This window comes from Klebsiella sp. CB_Kp196 (assembly GCF_040061575.1).
Classification (GTDB): Bacteria; Pseudomonadota; Gammaproteobacteria; order Enterobacterales; family Enterobacteriaceae; genus Klebsiella; species Klebsiella michiganensis.
This window is the reverse complement of sequence record NZ_JBEAFH010000002.1, coordinates 83,549-103,910: the sequence shown is the minus strand read 5'-3', so window position 1 is coordinate 103,910 and position 20,362 is coordinate 83,549. Positions and strand designations below refer to the sequence as shown.

Genomic DNA, 20,362 nt, shown 5'->3' with positions numbered 1-20,362 from the left:
ACGTATTGCCATTAGTGCTTCACAATGTACATATTTCTTGTATACGTATTATCCAGCGGATCTTTGCCGGTATAGCCACCGACCCACGGTTTAACCAAACGGGCGTTGACATAATAGAAGACCGGTACGATGACGGAGTCTTTATCCAGCTGCTGCTCAGATTGCGCGTAAAGGTCCGCGCGTTTCGCGTCATCGCTGGTTTTCAGCGTTTCAGCGATAATCTTGTCGAAAGCCGGGCTCTTATAATGCGAGGTATTGTTTGAGCTGTCGCTCAGCATCGTATTAAGGAAGGAGGTCGGTTCGTTGTAGTCCGCACACCAGCCGGCGCGCGCAACATCAAAGGTGCCCTGATGGCGATTATCGAGGAAGGTTTTCCATTCCTGATTTTCCAGCTTCACGTTTACGCCGAGGTTTTTCTTCCAGATAGACGCCACCGCGATAGCCAGTTTTTTGTGCAGATCGGACGTGTTATAGAGCAGATTGAAAGTCAGCGGCTTATCAGCGCTATAGCCAGCTTCGGCCAGCAATTTTTTCGCTTCTTCATTACGTTTTTCCTGCGACCACTTGAACCATTCAGGCTCAATCAGCTTCATGCCATCGGTGTACGGCGGCGTATAGCTGTAGGCTGGCAGGTCGCCCTGATTCTTCACTTTATTGACAATAATGTCACGATCCAGCGCCATCTTCAGCGCAGTACGCACGCGAACGTCGGTAAACGGCGCTTTCTGGTTATTGATTTCGTAATAATAAGTGCACAGATACGGATCGACGTGAACTTCTTTCGGGATCTCTTTTTTCAGTTTCTGGAACAGTTCGATCGGCATGTTGTTATAGGTCATATCGATTTCGCCGCTGCGGTAGCGGTTGACGTCGGTGACTTCAGAAGAAATCGGCAGGAAGGTGACCTGATTAATCACGGTTTTGGCGTTATCCCAGTAGTTGGTATTACGCTCCAGAACAATGCGTTCGTTAACAACCCAATCTTTTAATTTATACGCACCATTGCTGACGATATTGGCCGGCTGGGTCCATTTGTCACCAAATTTCTCAATAGCGGATTTAGGTACGGGTGAAACGGATGGGTGAACGAGCAGTTTGTAGAAATACGGCACCGGCTCGCTGAGGGTCACTTCAAAGGTATGATCGTCCAGCGCTTTTACGCCCAGATCGGTCGCGGGTTTTTTCCCGGCGATAATGTCATCAACGTTGGCTAAATGGCCATACTGCAGATAGCTTGCATAAGGAGACGCGGTTTTCGGATCCGCCAGACGCTGCCAGCTATAAACGAAATCTTGTGCCGTGACCGGCGTGCCGTCGGACCACTTTGCATCTTTACGCAGATGGAAGGTCCAGACTTTAAAATCTTTGTTGTCCCATTTTTCCGCAACGCCCGCGACCGGATGGCCGTCCAGGTCGCTCACCAGCAGCCCTTCAAACAAATCGCGGTTAATATTGGACTCCGGCACGCCTTCAATTTTGTGCGGATCGAGAGACTGCACTTCGGAGCCATTGTTACGTACCAGCGTTTGTTTGTCCGCCAGCTGTACCCCTGCCGGTACATCTGCCGCAACGGCGGCGTTGATGGTCATTAACGCAGAGAGGACTCCTGCGGCAACCAGGCTTTTTTTCGTGATGATGGTCATGTGTTTATTACTCCAATCATTATAATTACTGGCTATTTAACCAGCCTGTTTTCTCTTTTCTGGATTCTGAACAGTGCAGGAGTTTATGCTGCTGTCAGAGAGTACTGCTTGCTATCACCGACTTATTTATTACGACCGCTCAAACGGCAGTCTTGACGTCGATTCTTGCCCCCCTGTCCAGGGGCGATGTAGTCCCGATGGGCTATATAATAAAAATTCTCATTTGCGTACATATTCCGCTAAAGATCACGCCGGAAAGTACCAAAACGCTTTATTGTCCGCCAATGCAATTTGCAAATATGTTACCGGATTCTCTTTTGTGGCCTTCTGGCGGCGAAGATTTATCACCCCTCGCGCATGCCAAAAATGATTAATATTCTATTTATCAATCAATTAGTATAAATGTCTCGCACTATGTGCCCTGCATCGCCGAATAGATGCTTTTTTGTACGAAAAATTAACAATCGCTTATTATTTAGCACATTCATCTGCTTCATGAGTGAAATTACTAATATCATTTCGATTATCAGACGGCAAGCACCAGAGAATGGTGTGAGGAAAATAACAGTGATTAATGTGGGTAAAAGGCCGCACTCGTGGCAAATGAAATGGATAACTTATTGATAATAAATAACAATATCAAAACATTAGAAAATAGTATTGCAGGTCGATAAATCACTTTTATTGATATGTTTTGCTGATAATGCGCAAACGCGGAACACGTTGTTCCGCGCGGCAACACAGGTTAATTCACAAGGCCAGGAAAGAGCGCCTTTATTCCGGTAACGATGAACTCGATGCCGAGAGCCATCAGCAACAGCCCCATAATACGGGTAATCACGTTAATGCCGGTTTGCCCAAGCAGGCGAACCAGCCAGGGGGCCATACGGAAAATGCCCCAGCAGCACAGCGCGAAAAGCGCAATCGCAACTGAAAATCCCACAAAATGGGCGATGCTATGGTAACGCGTGCCCCAGACAATGGTTGAACTGATGGCCCCGGGTCCCGCCATCAGGGGCAGCGCCAGCGGCACGACGCCGATACTTTCACGAATGGCCGTTTCTGATTTTTCTTGCTTGTTCTGTTTATCCTCGCCGAGCTTGCCGCTGATCATCGACATGGCGATGGTGACCACCAGAATCCCACCCGCAATACGGAAGGAGTCAATGGAAATACCGAAGATCTGGAGGATCGCATCGCCTAAAAACAGCGACGTGAGCAAGATGATGGCGACCGACAGGTTGGCTGTCAGATTGGTTTTATTACGCACCGCCGCCGTCTGGTAGCTGGTCATACTGATAAAAACCGGGATAATGCCAACCGGGTTTACCAGCGCAAATAGCCCAATGAAAAATTTAAAGTAGGCTGAAAAATCAAACAATGATTGAATCACAGGGTGCTCCGCAGCATCATTAAAAATGGCTGTTGACAGTTACCAGCATAAAATATCCGCGAGAAGATACGCTGTTTGAAAGCATAATTCATCCCTGTTGACGCATAAGTGCATAATTTAAGCTCGGATGTTAGTTATTTGTTTCTGCAATGCTATTTAAGTCTTTAATTAGCATACCGTATCATTACACTTGATCAAACAGGTCAAAAAATGAACTGCTGAAAGGTATCAGCTTGGCTGATTATTGATTTAGATCACATAAATTGTACTCAGAAGTGAGTAACCTTGTTTACACCCAGAAGAGGAGGCAAAGCAGCGGTACCTGAAAGAAAAAACAAAAGCTTTTTTAGTCAATCGGTGAAGTCAGAAGCACAAAATTCTTTACGTTAACATTTAAATGCAAGCCGTTAACACACTGTCTATACTGTCGAATCGAGCTACTGATTCACTAAAAAAGTTTAACATTATCAGGAGAGCATTATGGCTGTTACTAATGTCGCTGAACTTAACGCACTCGTCGAGCGCGTAAAAAAAGCCCAGCGTGAATATGCCAGTTTCACTCAAGAACAAGTAGACAAAATCTTCCGCGCCGCCGCTCTGGCCGCTGCAGATGCTCGAATCCCTCTCGCCAAGATGGCCGTTGCCGAATCCGGCATGGGCATCGTCGAAGATAAAGTGATCAAAAACCACTTTGCTTCCGAATACATTTATAACGCCTATAAAGATGAAAAGACCTGCGGTGTCCTGTCTGAAGATGACACCTTCGGTACCATCACCATCGCTGAGCCGATTGGTATTATCTGCGGTATCGTCCCGACCACTAACCCAACTTCAACCGCTATCTTTAAATCTCTGATTAGCCTGAAGACCCGTAACGCCATCATCTTCTCTCCGCATCCGCGTGCTAAAGATGCGACCAACAAAGCGGCTGATATCGTACTGCAGGCAGCTATCGCAGCCGGTGCGCCGAAAGATCTGATTGGTTGGATTGACCAGCCTTCCGTTGAACTGTCAAATGCGCTGATGCACCATCCGGATATCAACCTGATCCTTGCGACCGGCGGTCCGGGCATGGTTAAAGCGGCGTACAGCTCCGGTAAACCTGCCATCGGCGTAGGCGCAGGTAACACGCCTGTTGTTATCGATGAAACGGCTGATATCAAGCGTGCCGTTGCTTCCGTCCTGATGTCTAAAACCTTCGATAACGGCGTTATCTGTGCTTCTGAGCAATCCGTTGTGGTTGTGGATTCCGTATACGATGCCGTTCGCGAACGTTTCTCCAGCCACGGCGGCTATCTGCTGCAGGGCCAGGAGCTGAAGGCTGTTCAGAATATCATCCTGAAAAACGGCGCCCTGAACGCCGCGATCGTAGGTCAACCGGCGTATAAAATCGCTGAACTGGCTGGCTTCACCGTCCCTGTTTCCACCAAAATTCTGATTGGTGAAGTCACCGACGTTGATGAAAGCGAACCATTTGCCCACGAAAAACTGTCTCCGACGCTGGCAATGTACCGTGCGAAGAACTTCGAAGACGCGGTTGATAAAGCTGAAAAACTGGTGGCAATGGGCGGTATCGGTCATACCTCTTGCCTGTATACCGACCAGGACAACCAGCCAGAACGCGTTGCTTACTTCGGTCAGCTGATGAAAACCGCACGTATCCTGATCAACACCCCTGCTTCTCAGGGTGGTATCGGTGACCTGTATAACTTCAAACTCGCACCTTCCCTGACTCTGGGTTGTGGTTCATGGGGTGGTAACTCCATCTCTGAAAACGTTGGTCCTAAGCACCTGATCAACAAGAAAACCGTTGCTAAGCGAGCTGAAAACATGTTGTGGCACAAACTTCCGAAATCTATCTACTTCCGTCGTGGCTCACTGCCAATCGCGCTGGATGAAGTGATTACTGATGGTCACAAACGCGCGCTGATCGTGACCGACCGCTTCCTGTTCAACAACGGCTATGCTGACCAGATCACCTCTGTGCTGAAAGCGGCTGGCGTTGAAACTGAAGTTTTCTTTGAAGTAGAAGCTGACCCGACGCTGACCATCGTCCGTAAAGGCGCTGAGCTGGCGAACTCCTTCAAACCAGACGTGATTATCGCGCTGGGCGGCGGTTCCCCGATGGATGCGGCGAAAATCATGTGGGTTATGTACGAGCACCCGGAAACCCACTTCGAAGAACTGGCGCTGCGCTTTATGGATATCCGTAAACGTATCTACAAGTTCCCGAAAATGGGCGTGAAAGCCAAAATGGTCGCCATCACCACGACTTCCGGTACCGGTTCTGAAGTTACGCCGTTCGCCGTTGTTACCGATGACGCAACCGGTCAGAAATACCCGCTGGCAGACTATGCCCTGACTCCGGATATGGCGATTGTTGATGCCAACCTGGTCATGGAAATGCCGAAGTCACTGTGTGCTTTCGGTGGTCTGGATGCGGTGACTCATGCCCTGGAAGCTTACGTTTCCGTACTGGCTTCCGAGTTCTCTGACGGCCAGGCGCTGCAGGCTCTGAAACTGCTGAAAGAAAACCTGCCAGCGTCCTACCACGAAGGTTCTAAGAACCCGGTAGCGCGTGAGCGTGTGCACAGTGCTGCGACCATCGCCGGTATCGCGTTTGCGAACGCCTTCCTCGGGGTATGTCACTCAATGGCGCACAAGCTGGGCTCTCAGTTCCACATTCCTCACGGTCTGGCGAACGCCCTGCTGATCAGCAACGTTATTCGCTATAACGCGAACGACAACCCGACTAAACAGACAGCATTCAGCCAGTACGACCGCCCGCAGGCACGTCGTCGCTACGCTGAAATCGCGGACCATCTGGGTCTGACTGCACCGGGTGACCGCACCGCAGCGAAAATCGAAAAACTGCTTGGCTGGTTGGACGAAATCAAAGCTGAGCTGGGTATTCCTAAGTCTATCCGCGAAGCTGGCGTGCAGGAAGCCGACTTCCTGGCCCACGTTGACAAGCTGTCTGAAGACGCATTTGACGACCAGTGCACCGGCGCTAACCCGCGCTACCCGCTGATCGCCGAGCTGAAGCAGATTCTGCTGGATACCTTCTACGGACGTAATTACGTTGAAGGCGGCGTGGAAGAGAAAAAAGAAGCCGCGCCGGCTAAAGCTGAGAAGAAAGCGAAAAAATCCGCTTAATTCCACAGCCGTAAAGTCAGTAACGCTGAGCCCCATCTTTTGATGGGGCTTTTTTGTCTCTGTCGTTCAGCAGCCGGCAAAACGCCTCAGACAGCCGAAACGTATAATCATGTGCCAAAGGCTTAGTAAATGAAAAAAGGCGCTGTAAAAGCGCCTGAGACGATTTAAAGGGTGGGTATTAGCAGCTGCGCTGTTTGTTCTGCACCGCGGTCAGAGAGCCTTCGCTCAGCGCCTCTTTATAATGTTTACGGCATACGGATACATAGCGCTCATTGCCGCCAATCACCACCTGTTCCCCCTCATTGTACGGCCTACCTTCCTGATCGAGGCGCAAAACCATACTCGCCTTACGGCCGCAGAAACAGATAGTTTTTAATTCAACCAGCTTATCGGACCACGCGAGCAAATATTGACTGCCCGTAAAAAGTTCGCCGCGAAAATCTGTCCGCAATCCATAGCACAATACGGGAATATCGAGCTGGTCCACCACCTCGGACAGCTCGCGCACCTGCTCCCGGGTTAAGAACTGGCTCTCATCAACTAATACGCAGTGGATGGGTTGACGCTTATGTTCGTCTGCAATGTCGGTAAATAACGCAGTTTGGGTATTATACAACCGCGCCGGCGATGAGAGACCGATCCTCGAACTCACTTTCCCTGAACCAAAGCGGTCATCAATCTCTGCCGTATAAACCACCGTGCGCATCCCTCGCTCCTGGTAATTGTATGATGACTGCAACAGAGCGGTGGACTTGCCTGCGTTCATTGCTGAATAGTAGAAATAAAGTTGTGCCATCGGCCGCGTAACCCCAATCAATGTGTTTTTTAGCAGTAAAATTGTATCATATATTCACACGCTATCAGCCCTCGCCGTGTGGGTATTGCCGGGAACGTTCACTCGGCGGAGACCTGAAAGATTAAGCCTGTTAATTGAATGGTAATGCCTGCTATTCGTACGACCCAGGCGGCCACGCAGACGTCACTATTGCCCTTTTGTGCTTATCAGCCATTTTCGGATAGCTATAACCGCGCTGGACAAGTGTTTTATATTAAACATCATCGTCGCTGCTGCGCTAATACCCACAATGATATTTATCCATGCAAAGTATAATTTTTCCCACTGCGCATCGGAAAAAGCATACTATCTCAGGGTTTTAGCTTATCCTCTCCATCATCCTATAAGCGAAAAAGATGTGAACCCGCACATAAAATTTAAGTTAAATGAATTAATTCCCGAGACAAATAACAAGTTATTTTGACTTCCTTACATTCTCCCCTATTGCACATCTGAATTTATCGCTCTATTATTAGTCCAACAAACCACCCCACAATATAAGTTTGAGATTACTACAATGAGCGAAGCACTTAAAATTTTGAACAACATCCGTACTCTTCGTGCGCAGGCAAGAGAATGCACCCTTGAAACGCTCGAAGAAATGCTGGAAAAATTAGAAGTTGTCGTTAACGAACGTCGTGAAGAAGAAAGCGCTGCGGCTGCGGAAATTGAAGAACGCACTCGTAAACTGCAGCAATACCGTGAAATGCTGATCGCTGACGGTATTGATCCTAATGAACTGCTGAGCACCATGGCGGCAGTTAAAGCGGGAACTAAAACCAAGCGCGCTGCACGTCCGGCTAAATACAGCTACGTTGACGAAAATGGCGAAACTAAAACCTGGACTGGTCAGGGTCGTACTCCGGCAGTGATCAAGAAAGCGATGGATGAGCAAGGTAAATCCCTGGACGATTTCCTGCTGTAATAAGCCATCCTGTTCGTTTAAAAATCCCGCTGCGGCGGGATTTTTTTTATCCGTTATTCGGGACCGGTTCCGGGCGGGCATAAAAAAACCGGGAAACGAATCTCGCTCCCGGTTTCGCATTCTGCCGCGAACGATTACTTCGCTACGGCTTTATCCAGCCAGGCTTTAAATTCAGCGCCCAGGGACTTGTGGCGTACGCCATATTCAACAAAAGCCTGCATATAACCCAGCTTATTACCGCAGTCGTGGCTCTTGCCTTTCATATGATAGGCTTCTACCGTTTCTTTTTCGATCAGCATATCGATGGCGTCGGTCAGCTGAATCTCATCACCGGCTCCCGGAGGGGTTTTCGCCAGCAGTGGCCAAATATCCGCGCTCAGCACGTAACGACCGACAACCGCCAGATTAGAAGGCGCTACGTCCGCTTTCGGTTTCTCGACGACACCAACCATCGGTACGCTCTCACCCGGCTGCAGGGCCAGGCCCTTGCAATCGACAACGCCGTATGCGGTAACGTCAGCAACCGGTTCAACCATGATCTGGCTTGCGCCGGTCTCATCGAAACGAGCGATCATTTCGGCCAGGTTGTCGCGAGACAGATCGGATTCATATTCATCAAGGATAACGTCCGGTAAAATAACCGCGACCGGCTCATCACCCACTACCGGGTGCGCGCAAAGCACAGCGTGGCCCAGACCTTTAGCCAGCCCCTGACGGACTTGCATAATAGTCACGTGCGGCGGACAAATAGATTGGACTTCTTCCAGCAGCTGGCGTTTTACGCGTTTTTCCAGCATCGCTTCCAGTTCAAAACTGGTATCGAAATGGTTTTCAATCGAGTTTTTCGAAGAGTGCGTAACCAGAACAATTTCGGTAATCCCGGCGGCAATACATTCGTTAACAACATATTGAATTAATGGCTTATCTACCAGCGGCAGCATTTCTTTCGGAATAGCCTTAGTAGCGGGCAGCATCCTGGTGCCTAATCCCGCAACCGGGATGACAGCTTTTCTTACTTTTGAATTAAGCGCAGCCATTGAAATCTCCTGGACTGTTCGTTTTTTAAACTTCTCGTTAATAATATGGTATCGAGTATATCAGCCTGCTCAGTCAAAGCTGTTCCGAAAAGGATTAGATATCTTCGAATTAGGAATTTTACGCATTAAACCCGGCGATAGTACCACCACAAAAGATCGCGTGGTAATCCCACGAGCCTAAAAATAAGCACAATTGTTCACTCCGTGGTCAACATCAGGCGTAAACGTCCGCCAGCCCCCCAAATTTGGCACTGCCATGATGCGCAGCGTTGACTAATTTGGTTGAGGTATGCATTACCTAAAGTGCCTAACGGAACGCCATTACTAATCTGAATTTGATGTTCTCCCGTATTCAAGGTGCCATTCAAACCCGCGGAGACTAAAATTAAATTCTTCAAGCCGCTGTGGTAATACCCTACCAATAATGGGAATTGCCCGGGTAAGTTTGCCTGCCGCAGCAATTGGTTAACCTGTTTTAGCAGGCTGCCCATCTCCGGCAAACGCTGCCCCTGATGAGCGAGCTGCTCCTGCAGTAACCCATTAAACAGCGCGCGCAGCAATAGGGCCGCCAGAACGCCATTATCACCTGCTCGTGTGACATCCAGACAATAAAACGCCAGATCGTTTTCTGATAGCGGCGCAATATCGAGCACGAGCCCTGGCTTATCGACAGAGACAAGCTGGCGATAGTGAATACGGCAACGCGACATCTCCTGCTGCACCGGCGGCTGGAGCTCCTGAAGCAGCCTCGACGCCGCGCTAGGATCGCTTACCAGCGCATCCCAGTCCTCAAACAGGCGCTCTTCTTCTTCGACACGCGAATTAAACATATTGGGATAGAGGCAGGCATACACGGTTTCTCGCAGGCGATCGAAATCTTTAACCGGTTTGAGCAGGATATCCTGAACGCCCAGGCGCAACGCTTTGGCGATGTCCGCCATGTTTTCCGTCGCTGAAATCATCAGAATCGGCAACTGCTCGCCCTGGTTACGTACATGTTCTACCAGCTGCAGGCCGTTCATTCGCGGCATGGAGATATCGCAAATCATCAAATCAGGTTTTGACTCCGCCATTTTTTGCAGTGCATCTATACCATCTTCCGCCTGTACGATGGTCGCACCAAGTGAAGCTAACCAGGTGTGCATAAGAGAGCGGAAAACGGGTTCGTCTTCAACTATCAGAATCTGTTTTCCCGCCAATGGCTGCGTCATGATCTCTCCCCTGACTGACGATAATTTAATAGTGGCATGATATTCACGCTACCGCCTGTCAGAATTTACTTAAGTATGCATCAAATGCGCTCCACGGGGGTACGCACTAAAGGTAATAGTTCATCCATTTTCTTTTCCACTGCCAGATGTCCGGCGGCGATAGCTTCGCCGGCCCGGTGGAAATCAAGCGTGGAGATTTGCGGGCAAAAGGGCTGAATCAGGATATCAGGCGGGTCGCCCGCCATACGATTTCGCTTGAGGCGATTCTCCAGAACCTGAATTGACGTCGACATGATTTCCATCGCCGTTGGCGCCCTCGTCGCCCGACGTGACGTCATACGCGCCAGGCGCGTGCGCAGCCGTGAATGCCACGAAAAATCTTCCTCGCTCTCCGGACGAGGCACCTCCATTGACAGCAAATCCTGCTGCATCAGATGCGCATCGTGCTGCAAATCAACGGCAATGACGATATCTGCGCCCATGGCGCGAGCCAGAGACACCGGCACGGGGTTAACCACCGCGCCATCCACCAGCCAGTAGCCATTATGCATCACCGGCGCCATCAAACCCGGCATACTGCAGGACGCACGGATCGCCAGATGCAGATCCCCTTCCGTAAACCACAGTTCACGACCGGTGCTTAAATTCGTTGTGACCGCCGCGAAAGGACGTTCGCAGCGCTCGATCTCGCTGACGGGCATGAGTTTGCGGTATTGACTAAACACGCGCTCGCCCCGCAGCAGGCCACCCCGTTGCCAGGAGAGATCCATTAACTTCAGTACGTCCCAGTTACTAAAGGAGCATACCCATTTCTCCAGGGCCGGAAGCCGATTGCAGGCGTACGCCGCTCCGACCAGCGAGCCAATGGAGCACCCTGCGATAACATCGACGTCGATACCCGTCCGCCGTAAGGCATTAATCACGCCGATATGCGACCACCCGCGAGCGGCGCCAGCCCCTAACGCCAGGCCAATTTTAAGCTTTCTCATGAGTACCGAAACATATCCTTCCACTCCGGGCATGGCATCATCGCCATACCTCAGTTAACATAATGCGCTTTGGCGGCGTAGCGCCGTCTTTCTTTTTCCTGTGGAGGCCGTTTTGTCGCCATTATGCCCCTGTGGCAGCGCTCTGGAGTATAGCTCATGTTGTCAGCCTTATCTGGCTGGCGCGCAGCTGGCGCCAGATCCGTCACAGCTGATGCGCTCCCGCTATAGCGCGTTTGTTATGAAAGACGCCGACTATCTGATTAAAACCTGGCACCCCTCCTGTCAAGCGCAGCAGTTTCGCGCAGACCTGGAAAACGGTTTTACCCGCACACAGTGGCAGGGTCTCACCGTCTTTGCCGCCGAGACGGGCAAGAACCCGGATGAAGGCTTTGTCAGCTTTATCGCTCGTTACGCTGACGATAACCGCTCCGGAGCCATTATTGAACGATCCCGATTCTTAAAAGAAAACGGACAGTGGTATTATATTGACGGCACGCGACCGCTAATCGGTCGTAACGATCCCTGCCCTTGCGGTTCAGGTAAAAAATTTAAAAAATGCTGCGGTCAGTAAGCCAGCAGCAGAAATAGCAAACACTACAGGATTTTCCCCGCGATGCATTCACAACAACGTAAAGTACTGCGCACTATTTGCCCTGATCAGAAAGGCCTCATCGCGCGTATCACTAATATCTGCTACAAGCACGAACTGAATATCGTGCAGAACAATGAGTTTGTTGACCACCGAACCGGCCGCTTCTTTATGCGCACCGAGCTCGAGGGTATTTTCAATGATTCAATCCTGCTGGCGGACCTCGACAGCGCGCTGCCGGAAGGTTCAATTCGTGAACTCAATCCAGCAGGGCGCCGCAGGGTCGTCATTCTGGTCACCAAAGAGGCGCACTGCCTCGGCGATCTGCTGATGAAAGCTAACTACGGCGGCCTGGACGTAGAAATCGCCGCCGTCATCGGCAATCACGAAACGCTGCGCTCGCTGGTTGAACGGTTTGATATCCCCTTCCAGCTGGTGAGCCATGAGGGTTTAACTCGCGAAGAGCATGATAAACAGATGGGCGACGCGATCGCCGCCCTTGAGCCGGATTACGTTGTGCTGGCGAAATACATGCGGGTGTTGACCCCAGAGTTTGTCTCTCGTTTCCCGAATAAAATTATTAATATTCATCACTCATTCCTGCCGGCTTTTATCGGCGCGCGTCCGTATCACCAGGCCTATGACCGCGGGGTGAAGATTATTGGCGCCACCGCACACTACGTGAACGATAATCTGGATGAAGGCCCAATCATTATGCAGGACGTCATTCACGTCGATCATACCTACACCGCAGAAGATATGATGCGTGCTGGCCGCGACGTCGAGAAAAACGTTCTGAGCCGTGCGCTGTATCAGGTTCTTGCTCAGCGGGTATTTGTTTACGGTAACCGGACGATTATTCTTTAATCTCAGGGAAATGAATTGATTAGCTTTGCACCTTTACGGATAAAAAGCAGGCAAACAGCTTCATTTCCCTAAAGGAATGCTTTACAGGGGCGTCTCATTTGATATGATGCGCCCGCTTCCAGCAGGAAGCAGGCCAGTAAATAGCATTACCCCGTGGTGGGGTTCCCGAGCGGCCAAAGGGAGCAGACTGTAAATCTGCCGTCATCGACTTCGAAGGTTCGAATCCTTCCCCCACCACCATTCTTTACCACGTTGTTGTGGTAATACCGATGAACGTAAACGATGTTTGCACTTATCGGGAAGGGTGAGAATCTTCGACCAAGGTTCGAGTCGAGCGAAAGCGAAACAACGTTGCCGCAGGCAACGGCCCGAAGGGTGAGGAGCGAAGCGACGAATAATCCTTCCCCCACCACCATCTCTCAGCTTGACCTCAAAATTTGAATTACCCCTGGTGGGGTTCCCGAGCGGCCAAAGGGAGCAGACTGTAAATCTGCCGTCATCGACTTCGAAGGTTCGAATCCTTCCCCCACCACCATCACTTCCAGAACACACCGACTCTCATATAGGTACATTGCCTTATATTCTTCCGATGCAGGGAAGGATGAGAAGCTTCGACTAAGGTTCGATTCGAGCGGAGCGAGAAAGCGTTGCCGCAGGCAACGACCCGAAGGGCGAGGCGCAACGCGCCGAGTAATCCTTCCCCCACCACCATCACTTCCTTGCAGTACCTCAGCAAAATCAAATTATCAAAACCGTCTTAGTTAGCTCTTTTATTTCTCCAGAACTGATTCTGTATTTCTGCCATATGTGCCCCGGCGGCGCTACGCTTGGCCGGGCTACAGACTGCATGCCCTTGTAGCCCGGCCAAGCGTAGCGCCGCCGGGAGCAGACCGCACAAATGAAAAACCCTGCCGCAGCAGGGTTTAGCTTTACTCGAAATAGAATTAGCGACGGGCGCGAACAATCTGGTATTTGCGCGTCAGGTACTCCACCGGCGCGCTCCAGATATGCACCAGACGGGAGAACGGGAACAGCACAAACAGCGTCATCCCCAGCACCAGGTGCACGCGGAAAATAAACGCCACGCCGTCCAGGTGCGAAGATGCTCCGCCGTGGAAGGTCACCACCGACTGCGCCCAGCCGACCAGCTTCATCATTTCGCTACCGTCCATATGCTGAGCGGAGAACGGAATAGTCAGCAGGCCCAGGGCGCACTGCGCCATCAGCAGGGAGAGGATCAGAATATCCGCTCCGGTGGTGGTGGCGCGCACGCGCGGGCTCAGCAGACGACGTTTCAGCAGCAGCAGACCGCCCACCAGCGTCATCACGCCGCAGGCGCCGCCCGCAATCATCGCCATCTTCTGCTTCACGTCGACCGGCAGGAAGGATTCGTACATCCAGTGCGGCGTCAGCATACCGAGAAAGTGACCGGCAAAGATCCCCAGAATCCCGATATGAAACAGGTTCGAAGCCAGATTCATCCCTTTACGGTCCAGCATCTGGCTGGAGGCCGCACGCCAGGTGTACTGCCCGTAGTCATAACGCAGCCAGCTGCCGACCAGGAACACCGTACCGGCGATATACGGATAGATGTCAAAGAAGAACATATTCAGGAAGTGCATTATTGCTGTCCTCCGTTAGAGATATTCAAATATTGCGGGGCAACGGCTCCGGCAAAACGACGCTGGTGAGCGGAGATCTCCGACTCGCCGCAGCCCTGATCGGCAAAGAATTTCACCTGTTCTTCTTCCCAGACGGCGTCCAGCGCCTGCGGCGTATCGTCGCGGGCTTCATCGGCGATTTTTTCCGCCACTTTCTGGCTATCGACCTGCGCGTTAGCCAGCTTGAGCAGCAGCTCAAACAGCGCCGCGTAGCCGCTCTCGCGCTGCTGCAGGCGAGCGCTGAGCAGGCCGAGAATCGGCGCGACGTCCTGCAATCCGCCGAGCGCTTCCGCTTCCGGCAGCTGCGCCAGATACTCAAGATACAGCGGGAGGTGATCCGGCAATTCGCGGCTATCCAGCTGCAGACCGTGGCGCTCATACTGCGCCATCAGGTCAACCATCGCCTGGCCGCGATCGCGGGATTCGCCGTGCACGTGCTCAAACAGCAGCAGCGAGGTCGCGCGGCCGCGATCGAACAGTTCGCTGTAGCGAGACTGCGCGTCCAGCACATCCTGAGCGGTCAGGTCACGCAGGAAAACGCTCAGCTTATGGGCATCCTCCGGCGCGAGCTTTCCCGAAGCGGCGATAGCGTCAAACAGCTCCTGCTGATGCTGCCATAAAGCAGCGTCAGGGTACTCGAGAAGGCGCGACACAATGACGAGTTCAATCATGGGTGCGGCTCCGTTTTGCTGGTGACGTCGATAGCATCGATACGGCGGCTGTTAAACAGATTGAACTGGCTGTCAGAACCGTGGCAGCCGTCGCCGAAGGTAAAGCCGCAACCGTTTTTCTCAGGGAAGGCGTCGCGGGCCTGCTCGCGGTGGCTGCTCGGCACCACGAAACGGTCTTCGTAGTTAGCGATAGCCAGATAGCGATACATCTCCTGCGCCTGGGCTTCAGTGAGGCCTACCTCTTCCAGCGCCCGGGTATCCAGTACGCCATCGACGGTTTCCGCGCGTTTGAAGTGGCGCATCGCCAGCATGCGTTTCAGCGCCAGCAGCACCGGCTGGGTATCGCCCGCGGTCAGCAGGTTGGCCAGATACTGAACCGGGATACGCAGGCTTTCCACGTCCGGCAGAATACCGTTGCTGCCCAGTTCCCCCGCGTCGGCGGCCGACTGAATCGGCGACAGCGGCGGCACGTACCAGACCATCGGCAGGGTACGATATTCCGGATGCAGCGGCAGCGCCAGCTTCCAGTCCATCGCCATTTTGTACACCGGCGACTGCTGGGCAGCGTCGATAACGCCCTGCGGCACGCCGTCTTTCAGCGCTTGCTCAATCACTTTCGGGTCGTTCGGGTTGAGAAACACGTCCAGCTGACGCTGATACAGGTCTTTCTCATTCTCCGTGCTGGCGGCATTTTCAATGGCGTCCGCGTCGTACAACAGCACGCCGAGGTAGCGAATACGCCCCACGCAGGTTTCCGAGCAAACGGTCGGCATCCCGGATTCGATACGCGGGTAGCAGAAGATGCACTTCTCCGATTTCCCGCTCTTCCAGTTGAAGTAGATTTTCTTGTACGGACAGCCGGTGATGCACATACGCCAGCCGCGGCACTTGTCCTGGTCGATCAGTACGATGCCGTCTTCTTCACGTTTGTAGATGGCGCCGCTCGGGCAGGTCGCCACGCACGCCGGGTTCAGGCAGTGCTCGCACAGACGCGGTAGATACATCATGAAGGTGTTTTCGAACTGGCCGTACATCGCCTTCTGCATGTTCTCAAAGTTCTGGTCTTTGGCGCGTTTCTCGAACTCGCCGCCCAGAATTTCTTCCCAGTTTGGACCGCTGGTGATTTTATCCATCCGCTGGCCGGTGATCAGCGAGCGCGGGCGGGCGATCGGCTGGTGTTTGCTTTCCGGCGCGTTGTGCAGGTTCTGGTAGTCGTAGTCAAACGGCTCGTAGTAGTCGTCGATGCCCGGCAGATGCGGGTTAGCAAAGATTTTACCGAGCAGCATCGCGCGGTTGCCCATGCGCGGCTGTAGCTTGCCGTTGATCTTACGGATCCAGCCGCCCTTCCACTTTTCCTGATTCTCCCAGTCGTTCGGGAAACCGACGCCCGGTTTACTTTCAACGTTGTTGAACCACGCGTACTCCATACCCTCGCGGCTGGTCCAGACGTTTTTACAGGTGACCGAGCAGGTATGACAGCCGATGCACTTATCGAGATTCAGCACCATGCCGACTTGTGAACGAATTTTCATTTTACGCTCTCCTGTACCTGGTCGTTACCTTCGCCATCTAACCAGTTAATATTCTTCATCTTACGTACCACCACGAACTCATCGCGGTTCGACCCTACCGTGCCGTAGTAGTTAAAGCCGTAGGCCAGCTGGGCATAGCCGCCGATCATATGGGTCGGCTTTGGCGTAATACGGGTCACGGAGTTGTGGATCCCGCCGCGCTGCTCGGTGATCTCGGAACCCGGCAGGTTTACGATACGCTCCTGGGCGTGGTACATCATGGTCATCCCGGCCGGCACGCGCTGGCTGACCACCGCGCGGGCGGTCAGCGCGCCGTTGCTGTTGAACACCTCGATCCAGTCGTTATCCTCAATCCCCAGATCTTTGGCGTCCGCTTCGCTCATCCACACAATCGGGCCGCCGCGCGACAGCGTCAGCATCAGCAGGTTGTCGCTGTAGGTGGAGTGGATACCCCACTTCTGGTGCGGCGTCAGGAAGTTCAACGCCTTCTCCGGGTTGCCGTTGGATTTCGCCCCCATCACCGTTTTCACCGAACGGGTATCAATTGGCGGACGATAGACCAGCAGGCTTTCGCCGAAATCGCGCATCCACTGGTGATCCTGATACAGCTGCTGGCGGCCGGAAAGCGTACGCCACGGGATCAGTTCGTGAACGTTGGTGTAGCCGGCGTTATAGGAAACGTGCTCATCTTCGAGTCCGGACCAGGTCGGGCTGGAGATAATTTTGCGCGGCTGGGCCTGAATATCGCGGAAGCGGATTTTTTCCTCTTCTTTATTCGTCGCCAGGTGCGTATGGTCGCGACCGGTAAACTCGCTGAGCGCCGCCCAGGCTTTCACCGCCACGTGGCCGTTGGTCTCCGGCGCCAGGGTCAGGATCATCTCTGCCGCATCAATCGCGGTGTTAAGCATCGGCTGGCCTTTCGCCGGGCCGTCCGCTTTGGTGTAGTTGAGCTTGCGCAGCAGATCCATTTCGCTCTGGGTATTCCAGGCGATGCCTTTCCCGCCGTTGCCGATTTTCTCCATCAGCGGGCCGATAGAAGTGAAGCGTTCGTATGTCGCCGGATAATCGCGCTCGACGGTCAGAATATGCGGCGCAGTTTTCCCAGGAATCAGGTCACATTCGCCTTTTTTCCAGTCCTTAACGTCCAGCGGCTGCGCCAGTTCGGCGGCGGAGTCGTGCTGGATAGGCAGCGTCACCACGTCGGTCTCTTTGCCGAGGTGCCCCACGCAGACTTCAGAGAATTTCTTCGCGATATCTTTGTAGATATCCCAGTCGCTTTTCGATTCCCAGGCCGGGTCGACGGCGGCTGACAGCGGATGAATAAACGGATGCATATCCGAGGTATTCATGTCGTCTTTTTCATACCAGGTGGCGGTCGGCAGCACGATGTCGGAATAGAGGCAGGTGCTCGACAGACGGAAATCGAGTGTCACCACCAGATCCAGCTTGCCGTCGAGACCGTTGTCTTTCCACTCCACTTCTTCCGGCTTCACGCCGCCCTGCTTACCGAGATCTTTGCCCTGAATACCGTTTTCCGTACCCAGCAGGTACTTCAGCATGTACTCGTGGCCCTTACCGGAGGAGCCCAGCAGGTTAGAACGCCAGATAAACAGGTTGCGCGGATGGTTTTTACCGTTTTCCGGCTGCTCTGCGGCAAAGCGAATGGAACCCTCTTTCAGGGATTTGACGGTGTAATCGACCGGCGTCATGCCCGCTTTCTTCGCCTCTTCCGCGATGCGCAGCGGGTTGGTGCCCAGCTGCGGCGCCGACGGCAGCCAGCCCATACGTTCAGCGCGCACGTTGAAGTCAATCAGGTGGCCGCTGTAGCGGGATTTATCCGCTAACGGCGACAGCAGTTCCTGTGCGGTCACGGTTTCATAGCGCCACTGGCTGGAGTGGTTATAGAAGTACGACGTGCTGTTCATATGACGCGCCGGACGCTGCCAGTCGAGAGCAAACGCCAGCGGCTGCCATCCGGTCTGCGGACGCAGTTTTTCCTGGCCGACATAGTGCGCCCAGCCGCCGCCGCTCTGGCCTACGCAGCCGCAGAAGATCAGCATATTGATAAGACCGCGATAGTTCATATCGAGGTGGAACCAGTGGTTCAGACCGGCGCCGACGATAATCATCGAACGGCCGTGGGTCTTATCGGCGTTATCGGCAAACTCCCGCGCGGTACGGATAATGTGCGCCCGGGAAACGCCGGTGATTTTCTCCGCCCACGCCGGGGTATACGCTTTGACGTCATCGTAGCTGCTGGCGCAGTTTTCATCGCCAAGACCGCGATCCAGACCGTAGTTCGCCATGGTCAGGTCGTAGACGGTGGTAACCAGCACGCTAGAGCCATCGGCCTTCTGCAGGCGTTTGACCGGCAGTTTGTGCAACAGCACGTTTTCCAGCTCGACTTTATTAAAGTGCTCGGTGCCTTCGCCGCCAAAATACGGGAAGCCGACGTTGGCGATATCATCGTGGCCGCCCAGCAGGCTCAGGCGCAGCTCAACGTCTTCGCCGGTTTTGCCGTCGCGCTGTTCCAGGTTCCACTTGCCTTTGTCGCCCCAGCGGAAGCCGATAGAGCCGTTCGGTACGGTGATTTCGCCCTTCTCATCAAAAGCGACGGTTTTCCATTCCGGGTTCGTTTCCTGACCTAATGCATCCACCAGGTCAGCCGCGCGCAGCATGCGGCCCGCCGCGTAATAGCCGTCGCGCTCTTCAAGCATCACCAGCATCGGCATGTCGGTGTAGCGGCGCACGTAATCGGTGAAATACTGGCTCGGTTTGTCGAGATGGAACTCGCGCAGCATGACGTGGCCCATCGCCAGCGCCATCGCCGCATCGGTACCCTGCTTCGGCGCCAGCCACAGATCGCAGAGCTTGGCGATTTCGGCGTAGTCAGGGGTGATGGCAACGGTTTTGGTACCTTTGTAGCGCACTTCGGTAAAGAAGTGGGCATCCGGGGTACGGGTCTGCGGAACGTTGGAACCCCAGGCGATAATATAGCTGGAGTTATACCAGTCGGCGGATTCCGGCACGTCGGTCTGCTCGCCCCAGGTCTGCGGTGACGCAGGCGGCAGGTCGCAGTACCAGTCGTAGAAGCTCAGGCAGGTACCGCCGATCAGCGACAGATAGCGCGCACCGGAGGCATAGGAAACCATCGACATCGCCGGAATAGGCGAGAAGCCCGCCACGCGGTCCGGGCCGTAGGTTTTAACGGTGTAGACGTTAGAGGCGGCAATCAGCTCGTTCACTTCCTGCCAGGATGAACGCACGAAACCGCCGCGGCCGCGCGCCTGCTTAAAGCTTTTCGCTTTGTCGGCGTCTTCAATAATAGAGGCCCAGGCATCCACCGGATCGCTGTGCTGAACTTTCGCTTCACGCCACATTTTCATCAGGCGTTTGCGCATCAGCGGATACTTCAGGCGGTTGGCGCTGTAAAGATACCAGGAGTAGCTGGCGCCGCGCGGGCAGCCGCGAGGCTCGTGGTTTGGCATATCCGGACGGGTGCGCGGATAGTCGGTCTGCTGGGTTTCCCAGGTAACCAGGCCATTTTTGACAAAAATCTTCCAGCTGCACGAACCGGTGCAGTTGACCCCGTGGGTGGAGCGCACAACTTTATCGTGCTGCCAACGTTGACGGTATCCATCCTCCCAGTCCCGGTTGGTTTTTAGAAGCTGGCCGTGCCCATCGGCAAAGGTTTCACCCTTCTGTTTGAAGTAGCGAAACCGGTCCAGGAATTTACTCATCGGGTCTCTCCTGTGTGGAGCCTGACGGCTCTCTGATAAATCGACATTGCTGGATTTGCAGCGAAGGTAACGCTATGAAAGAGGGAGAGAATTGATAACGATCAAGACGATAT

The 20,362-nt window shown here is 53.2% G+C and carries 14 protein-coding genes, 2 tRNA genes and 2 other RNA genes; 8 read left to right on the top strand and 10 right to left on the bottom strand.

All coding sequences use genetic code 11. The features are described 5' to 3' along the window. Positions 1-11: 11 nt before the first annotated feature. Both oppA and ABLU87_RS01520 read right to left on the bottom strand, forming a co-directional pair. A complete protein-coding gene (oppA, locus tag ABLU87_RS01525) occupies positions 12-1,643 on the bottom strand; it encodes an oligopeptide ABC transporter substrate-binding protein OppA (protein ID WP_004851828.1) in 1,632 nt (543 codons plus the stop codon). A 745-nt stretch (positions 1,644-2,388) separates the two neighbouring features. Further along, positions 2,389-3,036 (bottom strand): YchE family NAAT transporter, encoded by a 648-nt coding sequence (locus ABLU87_RS01520; RefSeq protein WP_004851832.1) that lies wholly within the window; start codon positions 3,034-3,036, stop codon positions 2,389-2,391. Positions 3,037-3,516: 480 nt separating this feature from the next. Here ABLU87_RS01520 and adhE point away from each other — a divergent pair, with 480 nt between their 5' ends. After that, complete coding sequence (gene adhE / locus ABLU87_RS01515; protein WP_004132197.1) at positions 3,517-6,192, top strand: bifunctional acetaldehyde-CoA/alcohol dehydrogenase; 2,676 nt, start codon at positions 3,517-3,519, stop codon at positions 6,190-6,192. Between the two features lie 178 nt (positions 6,193-6,370). Here the strand turns inward: adhE and tdk are convergent, their stop codons facing one another. Then, on the bottom strand, positions 6,371-6,988 hold the full coding sequence (gene tdk / locus ABLU87_RS01510; protein WP_025108233.1) for a thymidine kinase: 618 nt from the start codon (positions 6,986-6,988) through the stop codon (positions 6,371-6,373). A gap of 556 nt (positions 6,989-7,544) precedes the next feature. Between tdk and hns the strand changes: the two genes are divergently transcribed. After that, the gene (hns, locus tag ABLU87_RS01505; RefSeq protein ID WP_004121719.1) at positions 7,545-7,952 is read left to right on the top strand and encodes a histone-like nucleoid-structuring protein H-NS; all 408 of its coding nucleotides are present in this window, start codon (positions 7,545-7,547) and stop codon (positions 7,950-7,952) included. A gap of 134 nt (positions 7,953-8,086) precedes the next feature. Here hns and galU read toward each other — a convergent pair whose 3' ends face one another. The 3 genes from galU to rssA form a co-directional block, all read right to left on the bottom strand. Beyond that, a complete protein-coding gene (gene galU / locus ABLU87_RS01500) occupies positions 8,087-8,989 on the bottom strand; it encodes a UTP--glucose-1-phosphate uridylyltransferase GalU (RefSeq protein ID WP_004851836.1) in 903 nt (300 codons plus the stop codon). A 197-nt stretch (positions 8,990-9,186) separates the two neighbouring features. Further along, positions 9,187-10,200, bottom strand: coding sequence for a two-component system response regulator RssB (rssB, locus tag ABLU87_RS01495; RefSeq protein WP_025108235.1), 1,014 nt, complete (start codon positions 10,198-10,200; stop codon positions 9,187-9,189). 80 nt (positions 10,201-10,280) lie between these two features. Continuing rightward, complete coding sequence (gene rssA, locus ABLU87_RS01490) at positions 10,281-11,189, bottom strand: patatin-like phospholipase RssA (protein WP_025108236.1); 909 nt, start codon at positions 11,187-11,189, stop codon at positions 10,281-10,283. 112 nt (positions 11,190-11,301) lie between these two features. Between rssA and ABLU87_RS01485 the strand changes: the two genes are divergently transcribed. From ABLU87_RS01485 to ABLU87_RS01460, 6 genes are all read left to right on the top strand, one after another. Next, positions 11,302-11,760, top strand: coding sequence for a YchJ family protein (locus ABLU87_RS01485; protein WP_014229741.1), 459 nt, complete (start codon positions 11,302-11,304; stop codon positions 11,758-11,760). 42 nt (positions 11,761-11,802) lie between these two features. Next, positions 11,803-12,645, top strand: a complete 843-nt coding sequence (purU, locus tag ABLU87_RS01480; RefSeq protein ID WP_004121732.1) for a formyltetrahydrofolate deformylase — start codon at positions 11,803-11,805, stop codon at positions 12,643-12,645. A 155-nt stretch (positions 12,646-12,800) separates the two neighbouring features. Further along, positions 12,801-12,885 (top strand) — tRNA-Tyr (locus ABLU87_RS01475). Between the two features lie 43 nt (positions 12,886-12,928). Beyond that, a non-coding RNA gene (locus ABLU87_RS01470) (RtT sRNA) lies at positions 12,929-13,060 on the top strand. 35 nt (positions 13,061-13,095) lie between these two features. Beyond that, positions 13,096-13,180, top strand: a tRNA-Tyr gene (locus ABLU87_RS01465). A gap of 45 nt (positions 13,181-13,225) precedes the next feature. Then, positions 13,226-13,356: non-coding RNA, RtT sRNA (locus ABLU87_RS01460), on the top strand. A 233-nt stretch (positions 13,357-13,589) separates the two neighbouring features. Here the strand turns inward: ABLU87_RS01460 and narI are convergent. Genes narI through ABLU87_RS01440 form a run of 4 tightly spaced genes read right to left on the bottom strand, consistent with a single transcriptional unit; the run spans position 13,590 to position 20,249 of the window. Next, on the bottom strand, positions 13,590-14,267 hold the full coding sequence (narI, locus tag ABLU87_RS01455) for a respiratory nitrate reductase subunit gamma (RefSeq protein WP_122117781.1): 678 nt from the start codon (positions 14,265-14,267) through the stop codon (positions 13,590-13,592). Beyond that, positions 14,267-14,977, bottom strand: coding sequence for a nitrate reductase molybdenum cofactor assembly chaperone (gene narJ / locus ABLU87_RS01450; protein WP_122117780.1), 711 nt, complete (start codon positions 14,975-14,977; stop codon positions 14,267-14,269). The genes narI and narJ overlap by 1 nt, the downstream gene beginning before the upstream one ends. Next, positions 14,974-16,509, bottom strand: a complete 1,536-nt coding sequence (narH, locus tag ABLU87_RS01445) for a nitrate reductase subunit beta (RefSeq protein WP_014838755.1) — start codon at positions 16,507-16,509, stop codon at positions 14,974-14,976. Before narH ends, narJ begins: the two co-directional genes overlap by 4 nt. After that, a complete protein-coding gene (locus tag ABLU87_RS01440; RefSeq protein WP_122117779.1) occupies positions 16,506-20,249 on the bottom strand; it encodes a nitrate reductase subunit alpha in 3,744 nt (1,247 codons plus the stop codon). Before ABLU87_RS01440 ends, narH begins: the two co-directional genes overlap by 4 nt. Positions 20,250-20,362 lie beyond the last annotated feature (113 nt).